The organism is Pseudomonas marginalis, from assembly GCF_900105325.1.
Taxonomy (GTDB): Bacteria; Pseudomonadota; Gammaproteobacteria; order Pseudomonadales; family Pseudomonadaceae; genus Aquipseudomonas; species Aquipseudomonas marginalis.
On sequence record NZ_FNSU01000003.1, the window covers coordinates 1131622 to 1147887 of the forward strand.

Genomic DNA, 16266 nt, shown 5'->3' on the forward strand with positions numbered 1-16266 from the left:
GGGCGTCGGGCGCCCAATCCAGAACATGACAGGACTCGCCTCCCCGGTCCGGTAAGCTGCGCTGGAGCTTGATGCTCCGCCGTAACTGCCTCGCCGGTCGCCCGTCCGGTCCCGAGGTGTGTTATGACCTTCCCAACCCTTGCTTGGCCCGATGTACCCACACTGGCCGCAGCCTTGCGAGCCAAGCGTTGCCATGCCCGCGTGGTTTTTCTGCCACGACGCACGCCCTGCGTTGCCCCCTCCCCCAAAGACCCGCAGAGACCGCCGCTTTTCAGCCTGGGATAGTGCTGAGCGCCCGCGCCGTTCAATCCCGCTGAAACAATAACTTCCTGATTAAGTCCCTGGAGTTCTTTATGAAACTTTCCAGTTGTAGTTCGCTGCGCGCCTTATAACTAACGCGCCTGTAGAAGTTATCCAAGCACCTTATTTAAACCGATCGCGAAGTCAGCGACTCGGCATGCTTTCGCTCGCCTGTATTCAGGTAAGTACCGGGTATGTTTTGTCGAGAATTGGCGACAGGAGCACAGACAATGAGCGCCGTAAAAAACACGCCACTGCAGAAAAAAACCGGCACCGCCAGCGACACCAAACTGTCGATGCGTGCCGCCCGCGAAGCCCACAACGGCCTGTCGGCCACCCTGGCCAACGTACGCGCCACCCAGGATGGCCTGACTGAACTGGACGCCACTGCCCGTCTGCAACGGGAAGGCCACAACGAAGTGGCCCATGACAAACCGCCTCACGCCATCGTGCAATTCCTGCAGGCCCTGAACAACCCGTTCATCTACGTGTTGCTGACCCTGGGCGGCATCAGCTTTTTCACCGACTGCTGGCTGCCGATGCAGGACGGTGAAGAAGCCGATCCCACCAAGGTCGTCATCATCATGACCATGGTCCTGCTCAGCAGCCTGCTGCGCTTCTGGCAGGAGCACCGTTCGACCAAGTCCGCCGAAGCCTTGAAAGCCATGGTCCGCACCACTGCCACGGTGCTGCGCCGTGAGCAAGTGGGCAGCCAGCCCACCCTGCGCGAAGTGCCGATGCGCGAGTTGGTGGCCGGCGATATCGTGCAGTTGTCGGCCGGTGACATGATCCCTGCCGACATCCGCCTGATCGAGTCCCGGGACCTGTTTATCAGCCAGGCGGTGCTCACCGGCGAAGCCTTGCCGGTGGAGAAGTACGACACCCTCGGCGACGTCACGCAAAAATCCGCCGGGCCGGTCGCCGCCGACCAGGGCAACCTGCTGGACCTGCCGAACATCTGCTTCATGGGCACCAATGTGGTCAGCGGCCGCGCCAAAGCTGTGGTGGTGGCGACCGGGCCGCGCACCTACTTTGGCTCCCTGGCCAAGGCGATTGTCGGCTCCCGGGTACAGACCGCATTCGATCGCGGGGTGAACAGCGTCAGCTGGCTGCTGATCCGCTTCATGCTGGTGATGGTACCGATCGTGTTCTTCCTCAACGGCTTCTCCAAGGGTGACTGGGGCGATGCGTTCCTGTTCGCCCTGGCGGTTGCCGTGGGCCTGACCCCGGAAATGCTGCCGATGATCGTCAGCGCCAACCTGGCCAAGGGCGCCACGGCGATGGCCAAGCGCAAAGTAGTGGTCAAGCGCCTCAACGCGATCCAGAACTTCGGCTCGATGGACGTGCTGTGCACCGACAAGACCGGCACCCTGACCCAGGACAAGATCATCCTCGAGCATCACGTCAACGCCTTCGGCCAGCGCGATGATGCGGTGCTGTCCCTGGCCTGGCTCAACAGCTACCACCAGAGCGGCATGAAAAACCTGATGGACCAGGCCGTGGTGCAGTTCTCGGAGCAGAACCCGAGGTTCCAGCTGCCGTTTGCCTACAGCAAGGTCGATGAATTGCCGTTCGACTTTGTGCGCCGTCGCCTCTCCATCGTGGTCAAGGACGCTGTCCACGACCATCTGCTGGTGTGCAAAGGCGCCGTCGAGGAGATGCTGGACATTGCCACCCACGTGATGGAGGCCGGCAGTGCAGTGCCTCTGGATGAGCACCGCCGCGAGGAGTTGCTGGCGATCGCCAATGACTACAACGAAGACGGCTTCCGCGTGCTGGTGGTGGCCACGCGCAACATTCCAAAGGCCCTGGCCCGCCAGCAGTACACCACCGCCGATGAGCGCAACCTGGTGATCCAGGGCTTCCTGACCTTCCTCGATCCGCCCAAGGAAACCGCCGGCCCGGCGATTGCAGCCCTGCAGCAGATCGGCGTGACGGTCAAAGTCCTCACCGGCGACAACGCCGTGGTCACCAGCAAGATCTGCCGCCAGGTCGGCCTCGAACCAGGCCGGCCGCTGTTGGGGGTGGAGATCGAGCTTATGGACGACGCCACCCTGGCGCGCCATGTGGAGGAGCGCACGGTATTTGCCAAGCTCACGCCGCTACAGAAATCCCGGGTGCTCAAGGCCCTGCAAGCCAACGGCCACACCGTCGGCTTCCTCGGCGACGGCATCAACGACGCACCGGCATTGCGGGATGCCGACGTGGGTATCTCGGTAGACAGCGGCACGGACATCGCCAAGGAATCGGCCGACATCATCCTGCTCGAAAAGAGCCTGATGGTGCTGGAAGAAGGCGTGCTCAAAGGCCGCGAAACCTTCGGCAATATCATGAAGTACCTGAACATGACCGCCAGTTCCAACTTCGGCAACGTGTTTTCGGTGCTGGTGGCCAGTGCATTCATCCCGTTCCTGCCGATGCTGTCGATTCACCTGCTGCTGCAGAACCTGATGTACGACATCTCCCAACTGGCCCTGCCGTGGGACAAGATGGACAAGGAGTACCTGGCCAAACCGCGCAAGTGGGACGCCAGGAACATCGGCCGCTTCATGATCTGGATCGGGCCGACCTCGTCGATCTTCGACATCACCACCTTTGCCCTGATGTGGTACGTGTTCGCCGCCAACAGCGTGGAAATGCAGACCCTGTTCCAGTCCGGCTGGTTTATCGAGGGCCTGCTCTCGCAAACCCTGGTGGTGCACATGCTGCGCACCCGCAAGATTCCGTTCTTCCAGAGCACGGCGGCATGGCCGGTGCTGATGATGACCGGCGTGGTGATTGCGCTGGGCATCTACGTACCGTTCTCGCCCCTGGGCGCCCTGGTGGGCCTGCAACCGCTGCCGCTGGCGTACTTCCCGTGGCTGGTCGGCACGCTGCTCAGCTATTGCTGCGTGGCCCAACTGATGAAAACCCTCTACATCCGCCGCTTCAAGCAGTGGTACTGAGTTCCCCCGCCGTTTAAACGGTGGCGGTCGCCCGGCCGCCACCGTGCATTACAAGGAATAGGATCATGCGCGTCTTGATCTGTGCCGGTCGTCATTACGCCGACTGCAAAAAGTCCCGCCAAGTGCTGGACGCTTACCACCGCCTGCGCCCCGTGCAGGTGCTGATTCACGGCGGCAACCAGTTCCTCGGCAGCGCCATCGAGGACTGGGCGCGGGAACTCGGCATCGACGTGGTGCGCTACCCGCCCAACTGGCAACGCCACGGCAAGCAGGCGGAGCGCCAGCGCAACCATTTCATGCTGACCGACAGCCGCGCGGATGTGGTCATCGCGCTGCCAGGTGGTGACGACACGTCGGAGCTGGTCTGCCAGGCCAGGGCCAGCGGCATTTCGGTGCTGACCGTAGAGAACTGACATTCAAGCGAGGTGCATCATGCACAACAAACACACCCCGAAGCGCCCGGACGGGTTTGCCAAATACCGTGCGCGGCACTATCGCGGCGCGCGCCAGACCCTGCTGCTGTTGCCGCCGGCAAAACAGCGGGCGCTGCGGCGCAACCTGCTGTTTATCGGTATCACCCTGGGTTCGATCCTGTTAATTGCCCTGGTGTCCAAGGCCCATGCCGCCGGTGGCGCCTATGTGGTCGATGACGGCGCAATCAACGCACCGGGTGCCTGCAATCTCGACGCCTGGTACAGCGCCGACCGGCACGCCGGCAACACGCACACGGCAACGCTGTCTCCCGCGTGCACGTTCAGCGTACTGCCTTCGGTGCAGTGGGGCGCGGCGCTGTCACGGGCCGACAGCGCAGGCCGGGGCGAGACCCAGGTGAGTCCGCAACTCAAGGCGCAGGTGCTGTCACGGCAAGACCTGGGGCTGGAAATGGCGATCTCCGCCGGGGCGCATCTTGCCCTTGATCGACGACACGGGTTCGACGGCGCCGACTTCACCCTCCCCTTGACCTGGCAACCGCTGGCGCCCCTGCGCTTGAACCTGAATGCCGGCTGGGCCCATGCCTACAACGACGGCGAGCAAAACCAGCGCCTGAGCTGGGGCACCGGCGTCGAGTATCAACTGATGGATGCCCTCACGTTGATCGCTGAACGTTACGGCCAGGAAGGCGGTGACCAGGCCTGGCAAGCAGGGCCGCGCCTGCACTTCGGGGAGTTTGTCGACGTCGACCTGGTGCTCGGGCGCTACCTGGGCGGTGAACGCAATCAATGGCTGACCACCGGTGCGACGCTCAGGTTTTAGGCCTGGCCTGCTGCTCCCGGTGCAGTTGCCGTGGCGGGTCGTCCAGGTAATTACCTTATGATGGCGGCACCATTGCCAACGAGGGGTAAAGCACGTGGACCGTATCGAACAAATGACGCTGCTGGCGACCTACAACCAGTGGATGAACCGCAAGGTCTATGACGCGGCTGCCAGGCTTACGGACGATGAGTTGCGCGTGGACCGCCAAGCGTTTTTCGGCTCGGTCTTCGGCACGCTCAACCATCTCACGTTGGGCGACACCGTCTGGCTCAAACGCTTTGCCCTGCACCCCGCCGGCTACGCGACGCTGGCGCCGCTGAACAGCATCGCCGCGCCGTCGGACCTCAAGCAACTGGCGTTCGCCGACCTGGGTGAACTCGCCGCCCGGCGGCGTTGGCTGGACCAATTGATCATCGATTGGGTGCACACCCTGCGCGAACCCGACCTCGACCATCGCCTGCACTACCACAACATGCGCGGCGCGGCGGCCAGCAAGACATTCGGCGCCCTGCTGGTGCATTTTTTCAATCACCAGACCCACCATAGAGGCCAGGTCACCACGCTGCTGACCCAGGCCGGGCAGGACGTGGGCGATACGGACCTGCTCGCCTTGATTGACTGAACTCAGCGAGCGCTGAATTCGGCATAGGCCTGCAGCAACCGTGCAAAGTCCTCGGGTTGCGGCAACTGCTCGAAGCTTTCGACTGCCGGCGTGGTAGCCCAGGCCAGTTTTTCGCGGGTCCAGGTTTCCATAAAGGGCACGTACTCCGCAGCATTATCCAACAGCGTCGCACGCACGTTGACGAACTCATCGATGCCATGGGGGCGGGTAAACAGCCAGCTCATGCAGTGCGGGCAGCAATAGTGACGATCGACCCCGTGCAGGCCGCCGACCACCGGGCAGCCCTGGGTCACCGTGAACGCGCTGGCGGGAATCAGTGCACTGAGGGAGAACGCACTGGCGGTCATCTTCTGGCAGCCGGTGCAGTGGCACGCCATGGTAATCACCGGCGCCTGGCTCACGCTGAAGCGCACCCGGTTACAACGGCAACTGCCTTCCAGGGGCAGGGTCTCGACGCTCATCACACACTCCTTTTCATGATCAGTGGCATGGCAGGGTAGCGCCGAGGCGGGGGTGTTGAACAGGTCCAGGGGCAAAACCGAACGCTGCTGCGCCCATGGGGGTCGTAACCTCAGGTAAGTGCCGCACCTGCCGCAACACCGATGCCTACAAGGAAGCGCGCCGCAACCAGCGCAACGCCGCACGCCGTGCTTCGCGCCAGGCCAAGACCCACACCAGCACCGACTGGCGCAGTGCCTGGACGCAGCGCCTGACCGATCTGCCAGGGCGACAGCGCCTGCCCCGCGGCTTCGGCGCACAGCCTTTCGTATAAGCAGAAACGCAGAAGCCCCGGACAAACCGGGGCTTCGTTTTCAATCAATCATCATTGGACACCGGCCTGTTGCGTGCCTGGTAACCCGGCAACGTGGCGGCATACGCCAGTGCCTGTTCACGGGAATTGAAGGACGCCAGCCGATCCTGGGGCGTACACACCCGCCATGGCCCGAAATTGACCTGCACGATGTCGTACCCATTCAGATGCAGCTTCTTCAGCAGTGGAGCGCTCATAGTCACCTCGCTTTCCTGAGATTTCCCAGCGTTGCACGCCCTACCTTACACCCGCATCCAGGCTCATGACCGACCGCATGTCGCATGCGGCCAGGCTACTTGACCTTGCTGCTCAAGGTATCCACGCTGCGTTTGAGATCATCCAGGCTGCGCTTCAAACCTTCGATATCGCTTTTCTGCCGTTCGATCGTGCTGTTCTGATCCTCGACCGTGCGCTTGAGGCTCGCCAACTGGCTGTCACTGGAACTGGCGCTCGAACCGTCCCTGCGCTTGAACTCATCGAACGCGCGGTCCTGCCCCTCCAGCTTGCCTTTCAGGCCTTGCACCTCACTCTCGGTACGTTTCTGCGCAGCCTGCAGCTGTTCAATATCCCCCACCGAAATGCTCGACGCCTTCAACACATACTGATTGCCCGCCTCCAGCGAAGTCCCCGTCAACCGATCACCGCCTGACGCGCTGAAATCCCCCCACTTCACCGCACTCCCAGCCTGTGCCGTACCGGCCAACAGTCCCACGACACCTGCAATAACCATCCAATAGCGCCTGCGAACACTGAGCATCAACTGATTCCTTTCCAGATTGCCTAGATGGCATATCGCTATGACTGTCATTTATACCGCTTGTTCCCGTACTGTAGGAATCCTCCGGTTCGCCTGTTAAAGCCGATGTAGATCACTGATCTGCCAAGCTTTTTCAGGCGCCGTCCATGCAAGAAAGCGGCAGACCGACCTTGCGTCGAAGCGCCTGGATCTATATATTCCCAACCCTGTAACAACGCGCTACCGCCCGAATGGCGAAACTGGTAGACGCATGGGACTTAAAATCCCCCGCTCGTAAGGGCGTCCCGGTTCGATTCCGGGTTCGGGCACCATATATATCAAGGGCTTGCATGATGAACTTCATGCAGGCCCTTATCTTTTTGGCTCCGCAATTTTAGACCCTGCACCGCAATTCCCTTTATACAACTGCGCAAAAACTTAGCATCCAGTCGAGTTTTACCAATCACATGGATGTCCAGTAAGCTGCTCATTCAAACTGGACAAGGACGACTCGCGTGATCACCTGCCATCTGAAGTATCAGATTGACCCCTATCAAATCCCCGCCTTTGAAAACTATTCGAGACTATGGATTGGCATAGTCAACCGAATGGGGGGCACCCACCACGGTTATTTCCTTCCTGCCGAGGGCGCCAATAACGTCGCCTATTGCCTTTTCAGCTTTCCGAGCCTTTCGGATTATGAGCGCTATCGCAAAGAATCAGAGACTGATCCGGAATGTGTCAGCACATTCGCGCTGGCAACAGAGAAGCGATTCATCGTCAGCTACGAGAGAACCTTCTTGCGGCCGGTGCTCGACTGACCCAGGGCCCGGCCCGCCGGGCTCTTTCATACCGTGAAAAAAACGGATTGCCGATGAAAATCCGCCCACTCCAGTTTGAGTTGAAAGACTTCGCTCTCGCGCTTTACGGCCTGAGCCTGATGCTGCCGGCTACAAACGAGCATCATGAGGTTTTCGACGTAAGCCCATACTCATATGGCTGGCATATTTTGCTGTCAGGTATTCTTGCGGTCATGGACGGAGGCATCGCGTGGCTTGCAAACATCGCGTTCATACCGGCGTATCTATACAGGAATGCAAGAAAGTCGCTGATTTGCTCAATCATAGCAATCGCGATGGGCCTAACCTCGTTCTCCTACACCAGCATCTGGAACGATGGCGCCGGAAGGATAAGCATCACAAGCTACAGCTACGGATTTTACGTTTGGATGCTTTCTTTTGCATGGCTTGCCGCCACCTCTGTTATTGAACTTCAACGTGATAAAAGACGCTCACTGACCGCAAGCTCGTAAAACGGGATGACATTGCAACTCGGTCATGGCGTTTTGCACCTTCGGCACGTCACAAAGGTCACGAGGAATGAGTTCAGCAGAAAAGGACGCAGCAAGATCTACCGGTATATCAATAGCAGTAGTAGGTATTGCTCTGGGCCTAGCCGTTGCCGTCTACATAAGCCCTAAAAACGAGTATTTCCTGGGTAATTTTACATACCTCTGGTTACCGCAAGCAGCCGTGCTTGCTCTGGCTCTGGCGTGCAAGACCTCCCGAGAATCAGTGGGCGGAATAGCTATAGCGTTGGCCCTGTATTTGAGTGTTTTCGCCTTCTGGTTTTCTGGTAGGAACGCTGATTCCATGGCTTGGCTGGGTTACTTCTTCAGCTTTCATGGAGCCTTAATTGGCGCAGGCTTTGCAATCGTGAGCGAGAAGCCCCATCACTCGCGACGAAAGCTGCAGCATCATTGCGATGCGGCAACTATCTTTGTGTCGCCTCTCTTTGAACTATTGCGGCTACTTTCTTGACTGTCTTCGGTAAGCGTAACGGGGAAAAGAGTCACAGCTAGGCTCGATGAAACAATTACTCCAAAGGCCGAAACCTTGACCGCCCTGCCATCACCAGCGATTGCGGGAAAACTGCACGGAAAACCGAGCATAAGCACAACAATCAGTTTGCGCAAAAAATCCACTCCACGGGTTTGCATCATCCTTTAGGGCTGAATCTACAATCTTCCTGGCCAGGCATCCAGTGTGTATGGAATGCCAGTAACTACGTCCATTACGAAATGATAGCGTTGCGCCACACTAATTTATCGAGCGCATGAGGAAGCCATGGCAATAGGTGACAAGATAAGACAATTCTCTGTAGCACCCGCCAAAGATCATCAGTGGATCCGTGGGCTGCGCTACGCGATCATGTTAGAAATTGAAGATTTCAAGGACCGCGAGGGCATGCGCCTATCTCTTTCAGCGGAACGGATAAACGCTCTCAAGGGCAACGAACGTTTCGCTCATCGACTTTCGAATCTGCAAGAAATTATGGATCTCATAGCACCTTTAGAAAACGAAGATCCTTTACGGTCAGCCGAATTAGGAAATGAGTTAGCCCACTACCTATCGGCTAGAGAGAACAATCCTGATTGTAGTAGCCCGATCAGGCTCAAAGGCGAGTTGCTAGGGATGGATCTTGGTCTTTGAATTTATGGATTTCTCCAGCCCCTCGCCCGCAGCCCAAGGAATGGGGGAGTGCCAATATCGGCGCACTTATGACCTGGAGGTCAAATGAGCGAAAACACGTTTGCAGTAGCGGCTGGACATTTGGCAAATACATCAGCATTGCTGGCTTTAATCCTGAACCTTACCGGACGCAGCAGCCTGGCGATTACTTGGACGGGACGTACTCATCTACTCGCGCCCCAGTGCTCGTGTCGACAATGATCATGTCCCACCAAGTATTACTCGGGGCGGTTGTGAGCTTGTATGTGCGGCCAGCGACAAGATTAACGTCACGGAACTTTCGATCCAGAGAAACGGTGGTGCCCGCCCAATGCCTGAGTTCCAGTCGATGTCTACCGGCAGTGAGTCGATATACTGTTTGGGTAGCAAGCGCGAAATTGGTTTTACGGCCATCAATGGTGGCAATGAACAGTGACTTGTCAGTTAGACCGATACGCGCAACGTCAGAATCCGGTAGCCCTTCCGCTGCTTTTTCGGTGTAGCAGATGCAACCACTGGTGAGAGTGATCATCAGAGCCAATCCGAATAATCGCAACGCGCGCGCCTTCGACATACCAGCCTCCAAATCCATGTGGATGAGTGCAGCATTCAACCCCAAACCATATCAAATTGCCACCAACCACTCACTGGAGGGCGGCGTTTACCTGAGGTAAACGAAATGACTGTGCGTAACCGTCCAGCGAAGTCGCCTTCCCTATCCCGGCCTGTGCGGATGAACAACTGTTGATGCTCACGAAGCCGCGAGATTCACTAGCGTTATTTCCGGGAAACATCCCGACTCGGTACTTCCGAGCGTTTCCTCGTCTTCATGAATTCTGGCCCAGGGAGAGCATCACGATAGCGAGAATAATGTTCAAAGAGCGGCGGATTGGGCACGGGCGTGATTTGATCGAAATGCTTGTGAAACTGGCGCCTGCGAAACCCGCTCGAAAGACTTAAACCATAGAATGAGTGATCGGAATGTACTTTTGCGCAGAATTAAGTCATTTAGGGACCTACCTGGCTCAGCCCTCAGCACTTTAAAGTACGCCAATCATTCAACTATCGGCGTCTGTATGAATCTCTGGTTTCGACTTCTCATCATGCTGCTTCGTCGACCTTGGCGCAAACCGGCAAAAGCGCTGGATTCGACCGTTATCCGAATGCGCGTCTGGCCACTGGACCTCGACTTCAATCGACATGTCACCAACGGCCGATATTTCACCCTGGCCGATGTCGGACGCATGGATTTCGTTTTGCGCAGTGGCGCCTATCGAGTAGCTATTAGAGCAAAGGCGCTGCCCATCGTCGGAGATACTTGGGGTAAATTTCGTCGCGAGCTTAGACTGTTTGAAGCGTTTGAAATCCACACAAGGATGCTTGGCTGGGACGACAAGTGGAGCTTCATGGAGCATCGATTTGTGAGTAAAGGCAGAGTGATCGGCGTTGTCGTAATGCGAGGTCTATTCCGTTCAGCGAAAGGTATTGTTCCGCCAAGCGAGTTTGTTCGAGAACTGGGACTGCCCGAACGGTCGCCAGAGATGCCGGAATGGCTGACCTCGTGGGCGCAGAGCTGCGATGCCATGAGTCGGCAACTCAGGGATGAAGAAAGCACCAATGATTGACTTGACATGCAGTCAGCCCATGACCAGTGCGCTATTGGGACCGTTGATTGCTCCGCCGTTGGCGTGTGCGGCGTAACTTCGCCAGCCCGTGTAATTCGTCAATAACGGGCTGTATGTGCTTTTCTCCGAGCAGGTGCTGGTATACCTCGAAGTGGCCCTATCACCAAGCGCACTTGCTTCTTTATTTCCTCTATGGCCAGGCACGCCTCATGCACGAAGCGTTCGTCGAATACGCCATGCAACTCAAGCTCCATCCCACTTTTGTCATGGTGTATTTGCACATGGCAGTATCGACCACCATATTGGCCGCTGCTGCAAAATAACACCAGATTAAAACCATGACCGAGGAGCTTACGTAATTGATCCTGAAGACTGTCTTGGTGCAAGCCAGATATTTCCAGCTGCCGAGACGCACACGGGCCATTGGCGAATTGTTTACTCAACATAACCATCTCCACTTTTATCGGTTACGCAGTGCCAGCACTACTGCGCACTATCACGAACAAGCTTACGACGTAGCCAGCCTGAAAAATGTCAGAAGTCGGTAAGGTAATGGTAAATACCACGAGCACTCCGAGTTACTTCCCACTCTGTTATTTACCCACCTTAACCATAAATTAACGCTACCAAACAGAGCAACCTATTAAGCTTGGCTGATGCGCCTCTCCTGCCCCCGGCCACTCATGAGGTGATGGCGCACCATCAAGCCTGCCGGCCCAGTCGAAAACGACGCACTACCGATATATCATTCTGGAGTGTTTGACTAATGCCTGACGACAACGCTCATTCGGCAAAACATGCCTCGTACAGTATCGCCCTGGTTAATTATAAAACGCTGCACATGACACGCCTTTGCTTAGGATTGCTACGCGACTACGCTATATACCATCAAGTTCCGGTCTGGGTAGTGGATAACGGTTCCGCCGATGAAAGCACCCACTACCTGCGGACACTTGACTGGATCAACTTGGTAGAGCGGATTCCCCACCCTCGAGAGGCCGGATACATCGCGCATGGTAAAGCCCTTGATCTGATTTTGGGATACGTTGAAACTCCGTACTTATTCCTGCTTCATACGGACACATTTGTATTTGATACCGATGTGTTCAGCATGATGATGAGCCAAAGTACTGCAACGCCGCGTACAGTGGCAGTCGGTTGTACAGAACAGATCAATCGCGGTTTTTTAAGAACTGCCTGGCGGTTCGGTACTCGACTGATGAAGTACCACTACCGAACGCTCATGCGTTACGTGGGGCTACCCTCTAAAAACCCCAAGCCTTTCAGAGAAACCCACTTGAAAAGTTTTTGCACCTTATGGAACTGCGATGTAATTAAACAACATAACTTGCGCTTCATGATGGATAACCGGGTACCGGGATACGCTCTACAAGACAAGATGGTCAAGCTGGGTTATGCGATCAGCTTTCTGTCAGCACGAAGATTGTTCAGTTATCTGGACCATATTCAAGCCGGCACTGTCGCCGCTAACGGCGGCTATGACACGGACCATCGTCGAAGAAAAACGTATCACGATACCCTGCTGCGCTTTCAAAAAGAGGCGTCAAATGACGCGAAAACGACCAGCACGGAAAAATGACGGTTGCTGATAAGACCGGCCCCCGAGATTCGAACTGAGTGGGAGCGCACAGCTGGCTTGAAAATCGAACCTGATAGGGCTTTATCCACGGCCCAGCCCATAGGGCGCTTGTTCGATACTCATCGCTTACTCTGCTGCGCATCAAGAGGGATCTCGAGGATGAAGGTTGCGCCCTGCCCTTCCCCGTCGCTGTGCACGGTCAAGCTGCCACCCATTTCCTGTGCAGCGAGCGCGCAGCTGTGCAGGCCGAAACCGTGACCGTCTTTGCGAGTCGTGAAGCCATGGGAAAAGATACGCGTCAGGTGCTCTGGCGTAATCCCGTTGCCATTGTCGGCCACCGTGATACGCAAGACTGCTCCGTCACCGATAAGGGAGGCGCTGAACGTGATGCACGGGCTGCGATCGACCACGCAGTCCAACGCCTGCCTGGCGTTTTTGATCAGGTTTACCAGAATCAGCAGCACCCGGTGCCGGTCCAGCGACAGCAGGGGCAAGTCGGCAATGTCCTTGACCACCGTCACCTCCTGATTCATCCGTGAGCCGGCACTCATGCGCCAGGCATCATCGATTAATTCCGAGACCGGTATTGTCTCGACGACACTGACGGCAACGGCATAGGACTGCTGGGCAGCGACAATGGTCTTGATGTGGTCAATGCCTTTGGTGAGTTGCTCGAGCTCTTCGATGATGCCCTGCTGCTCTGCCGCCACCGCCTTCGCCAGCTTGAGCAGGTAGTCGGGCAGCATCTTTCCCCTCTGGTCCTGGGTGAGAAAATCGCTCAGCTCATGGATGTGTTCGTTCATCATCTGCGCCACCTTGCCCAGGCCCTGGGCCTTGGAGGTGCGCATCTGGCTGCTGACCAACTCGGCCGAAACGTTCACGCTGTTGAGGACGTTGCCGACATTGTGCAGCACCGTCGTGGCGATCTCGGCCATGCCCGCCTGACGGGATTTCGCATTCAGTTCGGATTGCACCTGGCTCATGCGTAGCGCCGCGCGTACGCGAGCCTTGAGCTCCAATGGCGAGAAAGGTTTGGCGATATAGTCATCGGCGCCACTCTCCAGCCCGGAGATGCAAGCCTCGCTGCCGCCGCGGGCGGTCAACAGGATGACGGGCAGATGGGCAAAACCGGCGCTCGCCTTGATTCTGGCGGTCAGGCCAAAGCCGTCAAGCTCCGGCATCATCACATCCGAGAGAACGACATTGATCGGTTGACGCTGCAGCATGGCCCAGGCCTGCTCTCCATCAGCGGCGGTGATGACGCTGTAGTCGTCGCGCAAAAGCTCGCTGAGGTAGCCAAGCATTTCCGGGCTGTCATCGACCACCAGGACCCTGGACTGCGAGGTGCGTTCCGGGTGCTGCTCGTTGTCTGCATCGCCCATGGACGCCTGGTCGTTGCTACTGCCACGGCGGCCGTCATCGAACAGCAAGTGGCGCTGCTCGGTTGTGATCATTGCGGTGGATGACGATCCCTCATGCAGATGACCGGCTTCGGTCGGCACCGTGTTTTGCTCGGTTCCTCGAGGAAATCGAACAAGGAAGCACGACCCCTTTCCAGGCTCACTGTTGACGCTGACTTCGCCCCCCATCAGTTCGACCAGATCCTTGACCAGGGCCAGGCCGATGCCTGTACCGCTGTAATGCCGCGTGGCGGAATTGTCGATCTGGGAAAAACGCTGGAACAGCAGGGGTAATTTGTCAGGCGCGATGCCAATGCCCGAGTCTTGCACCGCGAGCTCAAATCGCTCGTCATCAAGCGCAGTGACTGCCAGATGCACCGTACCGCCAGCAGGGGTGAACTTGATGGCATTACTCACCAGGTTGAGCAGAATCTTCTCGAAGTGTCGAGGGTCCAGGAACACGGTGCCGAGGGCAGGATCGATGCTGCAGGTCAACGTGCAGCCTTTGCCCTTGGCCACCATGGCGGCGTCCTCGGCCAGCACACCCACCGCCTTGTTCAAATCAACGGGCGCCGGACACAGCTCAAACTTGCCTGCTTCGGCCTTGGAGAAGTCAAGGATATCGTTCACGCGGTTCATCAGGCGCAGTGCGTTTCGTTGTGCGCGCTCGATTTGCACGCGCCAGTCCGCCGGCGGCGTGATCGCCACCGAGAGCTGCTCCAACGGGGCGAGAATAAGGGTCAAAGGGGTGCGCAGTTCGTGGCTGACCGTGGCGACGAAATCACTCTTTGCCTGGTTGGCCGTCTCGGCCTGGTTGCGCGCCTGAATAAGTGCAACCGCCTGCGCCTCCAGCACCTCGGTCTGTCGGTGCAGCGTGTCGGTCCGCTCGGCGACCATTCTCTCCAGAGAGGCCTGTACCTGCTGTCTTTCGGCTTCGGCCTCGGCCTCCAGCACCCGGATGCGCAAGGCATTCTCCTGGAACACCCGGACGGCGCGAGTCATGATCCCAATCTCATCGCCGCGTCCAGCACTGGCGATTTCGGCGGTCAAGTCACCGGCAGCCAGCCGGCGCATGACCGAAGCCAGGGCGACGATGGGCTGCGCGACAAACCGCGAGGTGCTCCAGGCGATGGCTCCGGCCAGCAGGATGGCGACGGCGCCAGCGACTATTGTCGCCAGCATGCCGCGATCCTTGTGGACCAAGGCGTCTGAACGCGCTTCGCCTGCGAAGCGCGCAACCAACAGGCCAGCGCTGCGTGCCTCGATACGAACCTGGTCGCGCGCGTCGCCCAAGGCGTTGCTCGCCTGATGGAACCCGGCAAATGCCGCCCGGTAGCCAGCAATCTGATCGCTGACCGTCAGGGGCGTAGCGCTGGCCTGCTGCCCCACAGACGAAGGCAGAACCCGGGCGAGACGGGAGAGTTCATCGAGGATGACGCCTACAGAACTGGCGACCTCGGCCGACGGCGCCAGGCGAAACGACAAGGTCTGCGCCTCCAGGGTGGCAACACGTTCGGCGAAACGCTTGGACAACGCGGCGGCGTTTTGCAGCAAACCGATGGCGGCCTGAATGTCACTGGCGTCATGGGCAATGTGCTCGTCCACTTCAGCCAACATGACTTCAAGGCGCTCTGCCACGCCTCCAACAGCCCCCAGATGCCGCAAAGCCTCGCCGCCCCGGAGCCTGGGAGCCTCGCCAAGCTGCTCGAGCGCCAGGCTGGCTGCAGCCACCGCCGTCGCCAACTGCTCCAGGGTCTCCACCTGTTGCGGCGCCCCCATTAACTCACGCAATTGCTCGACCACAGGCGGCAGCGCCGCACAGGCGTTGCGCGCCGCAGTGGCGGCCGCACCATCACCGGTCACCAGCACCTGGGCCACATTGGCGGTAATGATACGTTCGCCGTTGCGCAGGATATCCAGGATGCGATGGGCGCTCTGGGCGTTGCTCACTCGCGCCTGGTGGTCGGCGGCGCGGGAGTCCAGGCCCTTCAGCCCAGCGGCGATGCCCTGTTCAACGAGGGCCGTCGCCTCTCGCATCCGAGCGTAATGAGCGGTCATATTCTCGGTTTCGCCATCCATGGTCAGCGTCGCCACCCGCAAGGACGCGATCGCCGCAGCGAGCCTATCCAGGCTGCCCTTGAGCGATTGCGCCTCTGCCGCCGGGATGGCGTTAAGGCCGTTGATAGCCGTCGCGACCAAGCCTTCGGCCTGGGACACGCTGTCCTGGTCGCGGGTGGCAATGAAGTTTTCCACCCGCCCGGTAGCCCCGTTGACCGAGGCCAGAATTTCCGCGGAATGGCTGGCGGAATCCACCGCACGAACCATGCCTCGCAGGCCGTAGAGGTTCACGAGCGATACCGCCAGCATCAGCAACACCAGTGCGGCAACCGCCAGGCCGATCCTGACGGCAATAGGCCTGGCCGTGGCTGATTTGAATGTCAACATGGGGCCTCGCCTCCTAGC

General features: G+C 58.4%; 16 protein-coding genes, 1 tRNA gene and 3 pseudogenes. 12 read left to right on the top strand and 8 right to left on the bottom strand.

Translation table 11 applies throughout. The annotated features are described in order from the left end of the window. Positions 1 to 530: 530 nt before the first annotated feature. The 4 genes from mgtA to BLW22_RS14275 all read left to right on the top strand — a co-directional run bounded on the left by mgtA (position 531) and on the right by BLW22_RS14275 (position 5121). A complete protein-coding gene (gene mgtA / locus BLW22_RS14260; protein WP_074846833.1) occupies positions 531 to 3245 on the top strand; it encodes a magnesium-translocating P-type ATPase in 2715 nt (904 codons plus the stop codon). Between the two features lie 65 nt (positions 3246 to 3310). After that, positions 3311 to 3658, top strand: coding sequence for a DUF2493 domain-containing protein (locus BLW22_RS14265; RefSeq protein WP_065927468.1), 348 nt, complete (start codon positions 3311 to 3313; stop codon positions 3656 to 3658). 19 nt (positions 3659 to 3677) lie between these two features. Next, complete coding sequence (locus BLW22_RS14270; RefSeq protein WP_074846834.1) at positions 3678 to 4499, top strand: hypothetical protein; 822 nt, start codon at positions 3678 to 3680, stop codon at positions 4497 to 4499. A 94-nt stretch (positions 4500 to 4593) separates the two neighbouring features. Then, positions 4594 to 5121, top strand: a complete 528-nt coding sequence (locus BLW22_RS14275; protein ID WP_065927466.1) for a DinB family protein — start codon at positions 4594 to 4596, stop codon at positions 5119 to 5121. 2 nt (positions 5122 to 5123) lie between these two features. Here the strand turns inward: BLW22_RS14275 and BLW22_RS14280 are convergent, their stop codons facing one another. Further along, complete coding sequence (locus tag BLW22_RS14280; RefSeq protein ID WP_065927465.1) at positions 5124 to 5582, bottom strand: GFA family protein; 459 nt, start codon at positions 5580 to 5582, stop codon at positions 5124 to 5126. 116 nt (positions 5583 to 5698) lie between these two features. Here BLW22_RS14280 and BLW22_RS14285 point away from each other — a divergent pair. After that, positions 5699 to 5893: pseudogene (locus BLW22_RS14285) on the top strand (hypothetical protein); the annotation flags it as partial. A gap of 44 nt (positions 5894 to 5937) precedes the next feature. Here the strand turns inward: BLW22_RS14285 and BLW22_RS14290 are convergent. Both BLW22_RS14290 and BLW22_RS14295 read right to left on the bottom strand, forming a co-directional pair. Continuing rightward, on the bottom strand, positions 5938 to 6129 hold the full coding sequence (locus BLW22_RS14290) for a hypothetical protein (RefSeq protein ID WP_027606617.1): 192 nt from the start codon (positions 6127 to 6129) through the stop codon (positions 5938 to 5940). 95 nt (positions 6130 to 6224) lie between these two features. Further along, on the bottom strand, positions 6225 to 6662 hold the full coding sequence (locus tag BLW22_RS14295) for a hypothetical protein (protein WP_235865590.1): 438 nt from the start codon (positions 6660 to 6662) through the stop codon (positions 6225 to 6227). 251 nt (positions 6663 to 6913) lie between these two features. Between BLW22_RS14295 and BLW22_RS14300 the strand changes: the two genes are divergently transcribed. The 5 genes from BLW22_RS14300 to BLW22_RS14315 all read left to right on the top strand — a co-directional run bounded on the left by BLW22_RS14300 (position 6914) and on the right by BLW22_RS14315 (position 9160). After that, positions 6914 to 7000 (top strand) — tRNA-Leu (locus BLW22_RS14300). A 183-nt stretch (positions 7001 to 7183) separates the two neighbouring features. Further along, positions 7184 to 7489, top strand: coding sequence for an NIPSNAP family protein (locus BLW22_RS14305; protein ID WP_074846835.1), 306 nt, complete (start codon positions 7184 to 7186; stop codon positions 7487 to 7489). Between the two features lie 53 nt (positions 7490 to 7542). Next, positions 7543 to 7980: a hypothetical protein gene (locus tag BLW22_RS14310; RefSeq protein ID WP_074846836.1), complete on the top strand. Its 438-nt coding sequence runs from the start codon at positions 7543 to 7545 to the stop codon at positions 7978 to 7980. A 67-nt stretch (positions 7981 to 8047) separates the two neighbouring features. Next, a complete protein-coding gene (locus BLW22_RS34470) occupies positions 8048 to 8488 on the top strand; it encodes a hypothetical protein (protein WP_143045134.1) in 441 nt (146 codons plus the stop codon). A gap of 306 nt (positions 8489 to 8794) precedes the next feature. Beyond that, entirely contained in the window at positions 8795 to 9160 is a 366-nt protein-coding gene (locus tag BLW22_RS14315; protein ID WP_074846837.1) for a hypothetical protein, read from the top strand. A 184-nt stretch (positions 9161 to 9344) separates the two neighbouring features. On the opposite strand, the gene BLW22_RS14320 is transcribed toward BLW22_RS14315, so the two are convergent. Then, on the bottom strand, positions 9345 to 9752 hold the full coding sequence (locus BLW22_RS14320) for a hypothetical protein (RefSeq protein ID WP_074846838.1): 408 nt from the start codon (positions 9750 to 9752) through the stop codon (positions 9345 to 9347). A gap of 502 nt (positions 9753 to 10254) precedes the next feature. Between BLW22_RS14320 and BLW22_RS14325 the strand changes: the two genes are divergently transcribed. Beyond that, positions 10255 to 10803 (top strand): thioesterase family protein, encoded by a 549-nt coding sequence (locus BLW22_RS14325; protein WP_074846839.1) that lies wholly within the window; start codon positions 10255 to 10257, stop codon positions 10801 to 10803. Between the two features lie 98 nt (positions 10804 to 10901). On the opposite strand, the gene BLW22_RS34475 is transcribed toward BLW22_RS14325, so the two are convergent. Further along, entirely contained in the window at positions 10902 to 11249 is a 348-nt protein-coding gene (locus BLW22_RS34475) for a hypothetical protein (protein ID WP_143045135.1), read from the bottom strand. A 320-nt stretch (positions 11250 to 11569) separates the two neighbouring features. Here BLW22_RS34475 and BLW22_RS14330 point away from each other — a divergent pair, with 320 nt between their 5' ends. Then, positions 11570 to 12403, top strand: a complete 834-nt coding sequence (locus BLW22_RS14330) for a glycosyltransferase family 2 protein (RefSeq protein WP_065927461.1) — start codon at positions 11570 to 11572, stop codon at positions 12401 to 12403. A gap of 119 nt (positions 12404 to 12522) precedes the next feature. Here BLW22_RS14330 and BLW22_RS35995 read toward each other — a convergent pair whose 3' ends face one another. From BLW22_RS35995 to BLW22_RS36005, 3 genes and pseudogenes are all read right to left on the bottom strand, one after another. Then, the gene (locus tag BLW22_RS35995; protein ID WP_413038078.1) at positions 12523 to 13386 is read right to left on the bottom strand and encodes an ATP-binding protein; all 864 of its coding nucleotides are present in this window, start codon (positions 13384 to 13386) and stop codon (positions 12523 to 12525) included. Beyond that, a pseudogene (locus BLW22_RS36000) lies at positions 13387 to 13857 on the bottom strand (response regulator transcription factor); the annotation flags it as partial. Between the two features lie 78 nt (positions 13858 to 13935). Continuing rightward, positions 13936 to 16248, bottom strand: a pseudogene (locus BLW22_RS36005) (ATP-binding protein); the annotation flags it as partial. Between the last annotated feature and the right edge of the window lie 18 nt (positions 16249 to 16266).

Excerpts from the sequence above, each read along its gene's own strand:
- mgtA (WP_074846833.1), top strand. The coding sequence starts at position 531 with ATGAGCGCCGTAAAAAACACGCCACTGCAGAAAAAAACCGGCACCGCC.
- BLW22_RS14265 (WP_065927468.1), top strand. The coding sequence starts at position 3,311 with ATGCGCGTCTTGATCTGTGCCGGTCGTCATTACGCCGACTGCAAAAAG.
- BLW22_RS14270 (WP_074846834.1), top strand. The coding sequence starts at position 3,678 with ATGCACAACAAACACACCCCGAAGCGCCCGGACGGGTTTGCCAAATAC.
- BLW22_RS14280 (WP_065927465.1), bottom strand. The coding sequence starts at position 5,582 with ATGAGCGTCGAGACCCTGCCCCTGGAAGGCAGTTGCCGTTGTAACCGG.
- BLW22_RS14290 (WP_027606617.1), bottom strand. The coding sequence starts at position 6,129 with ATGAGCGCTCCACTGCTGAAGAAGCTGCATCTGAATGGGTACGACATC.
- BLW22_RS14295 (WP_235865590.1), bottom strand. The coding sequence starts at position 6,662 with ATGGTTATTGCAGGTGTCGTGGGACTGTTGGCCGGTACGGCACAGGCT.
- BLW22_RS14310 (WP_074846836.1), top strand. The coding sequence starts at position 7,543 with ATGAAAATCCGCCCACTCCAGTTTGAGTTGAAAGACTTCGCTCTCGCG.
- BLW22_RS34470 (WP_143045134.1), top strand. The coding sequence starts at position 8,048 with ATGAGTTCAGCAGAAAAGGACGCAGCAAGATCTACCGGTATATCAATA.
- BLW22_RS14315 (WP_074846837.1), top strand. The coding sequence starts at position 8,795 with ATGGCAATAGGTGACAAGATAAGACAATTCTCTGTAGCACCCGCCAAA.
- BLW22_RS14320 (WP_074846838.1), bottom strand. The coding sequence starts at position 9,752 with ATGTCGAAGGCGCGCGCGTTGCGATTATTCGGATTGGCTCTGATGATC.
- BLW22_RS14325 (WP_074846839.1), top strand. The coding sequence starts at position 10,255 with ATGAATCTCTGGTTTCGACTTCTCATCATGCTGCTTCGTCGACCTTGG.
- BLW22_RS34475 (WP_143045135.1), bottom strand. The coding sequence starts at position 11,249 with ATGTTGAGTAAACAATTCGCCAATGGCCCGTGTGCGTCTCGGCAGCTG.
- BLW22_RS14330 (WP_065927461.1), top strand. The coding sequence starts at position 11,570 with ATGCCTGACGACAACGCTCATTCGGCAAAACATGCCTCGTACAGTATC.
- BLW22_RS35995 (WP_413038078.1), bottom strand. The coding sequence starts at position 13,386 with ATGAGCCAGGTGCAATCCGAACTGAATGCGAAATCCCGTCAGGCGGGC.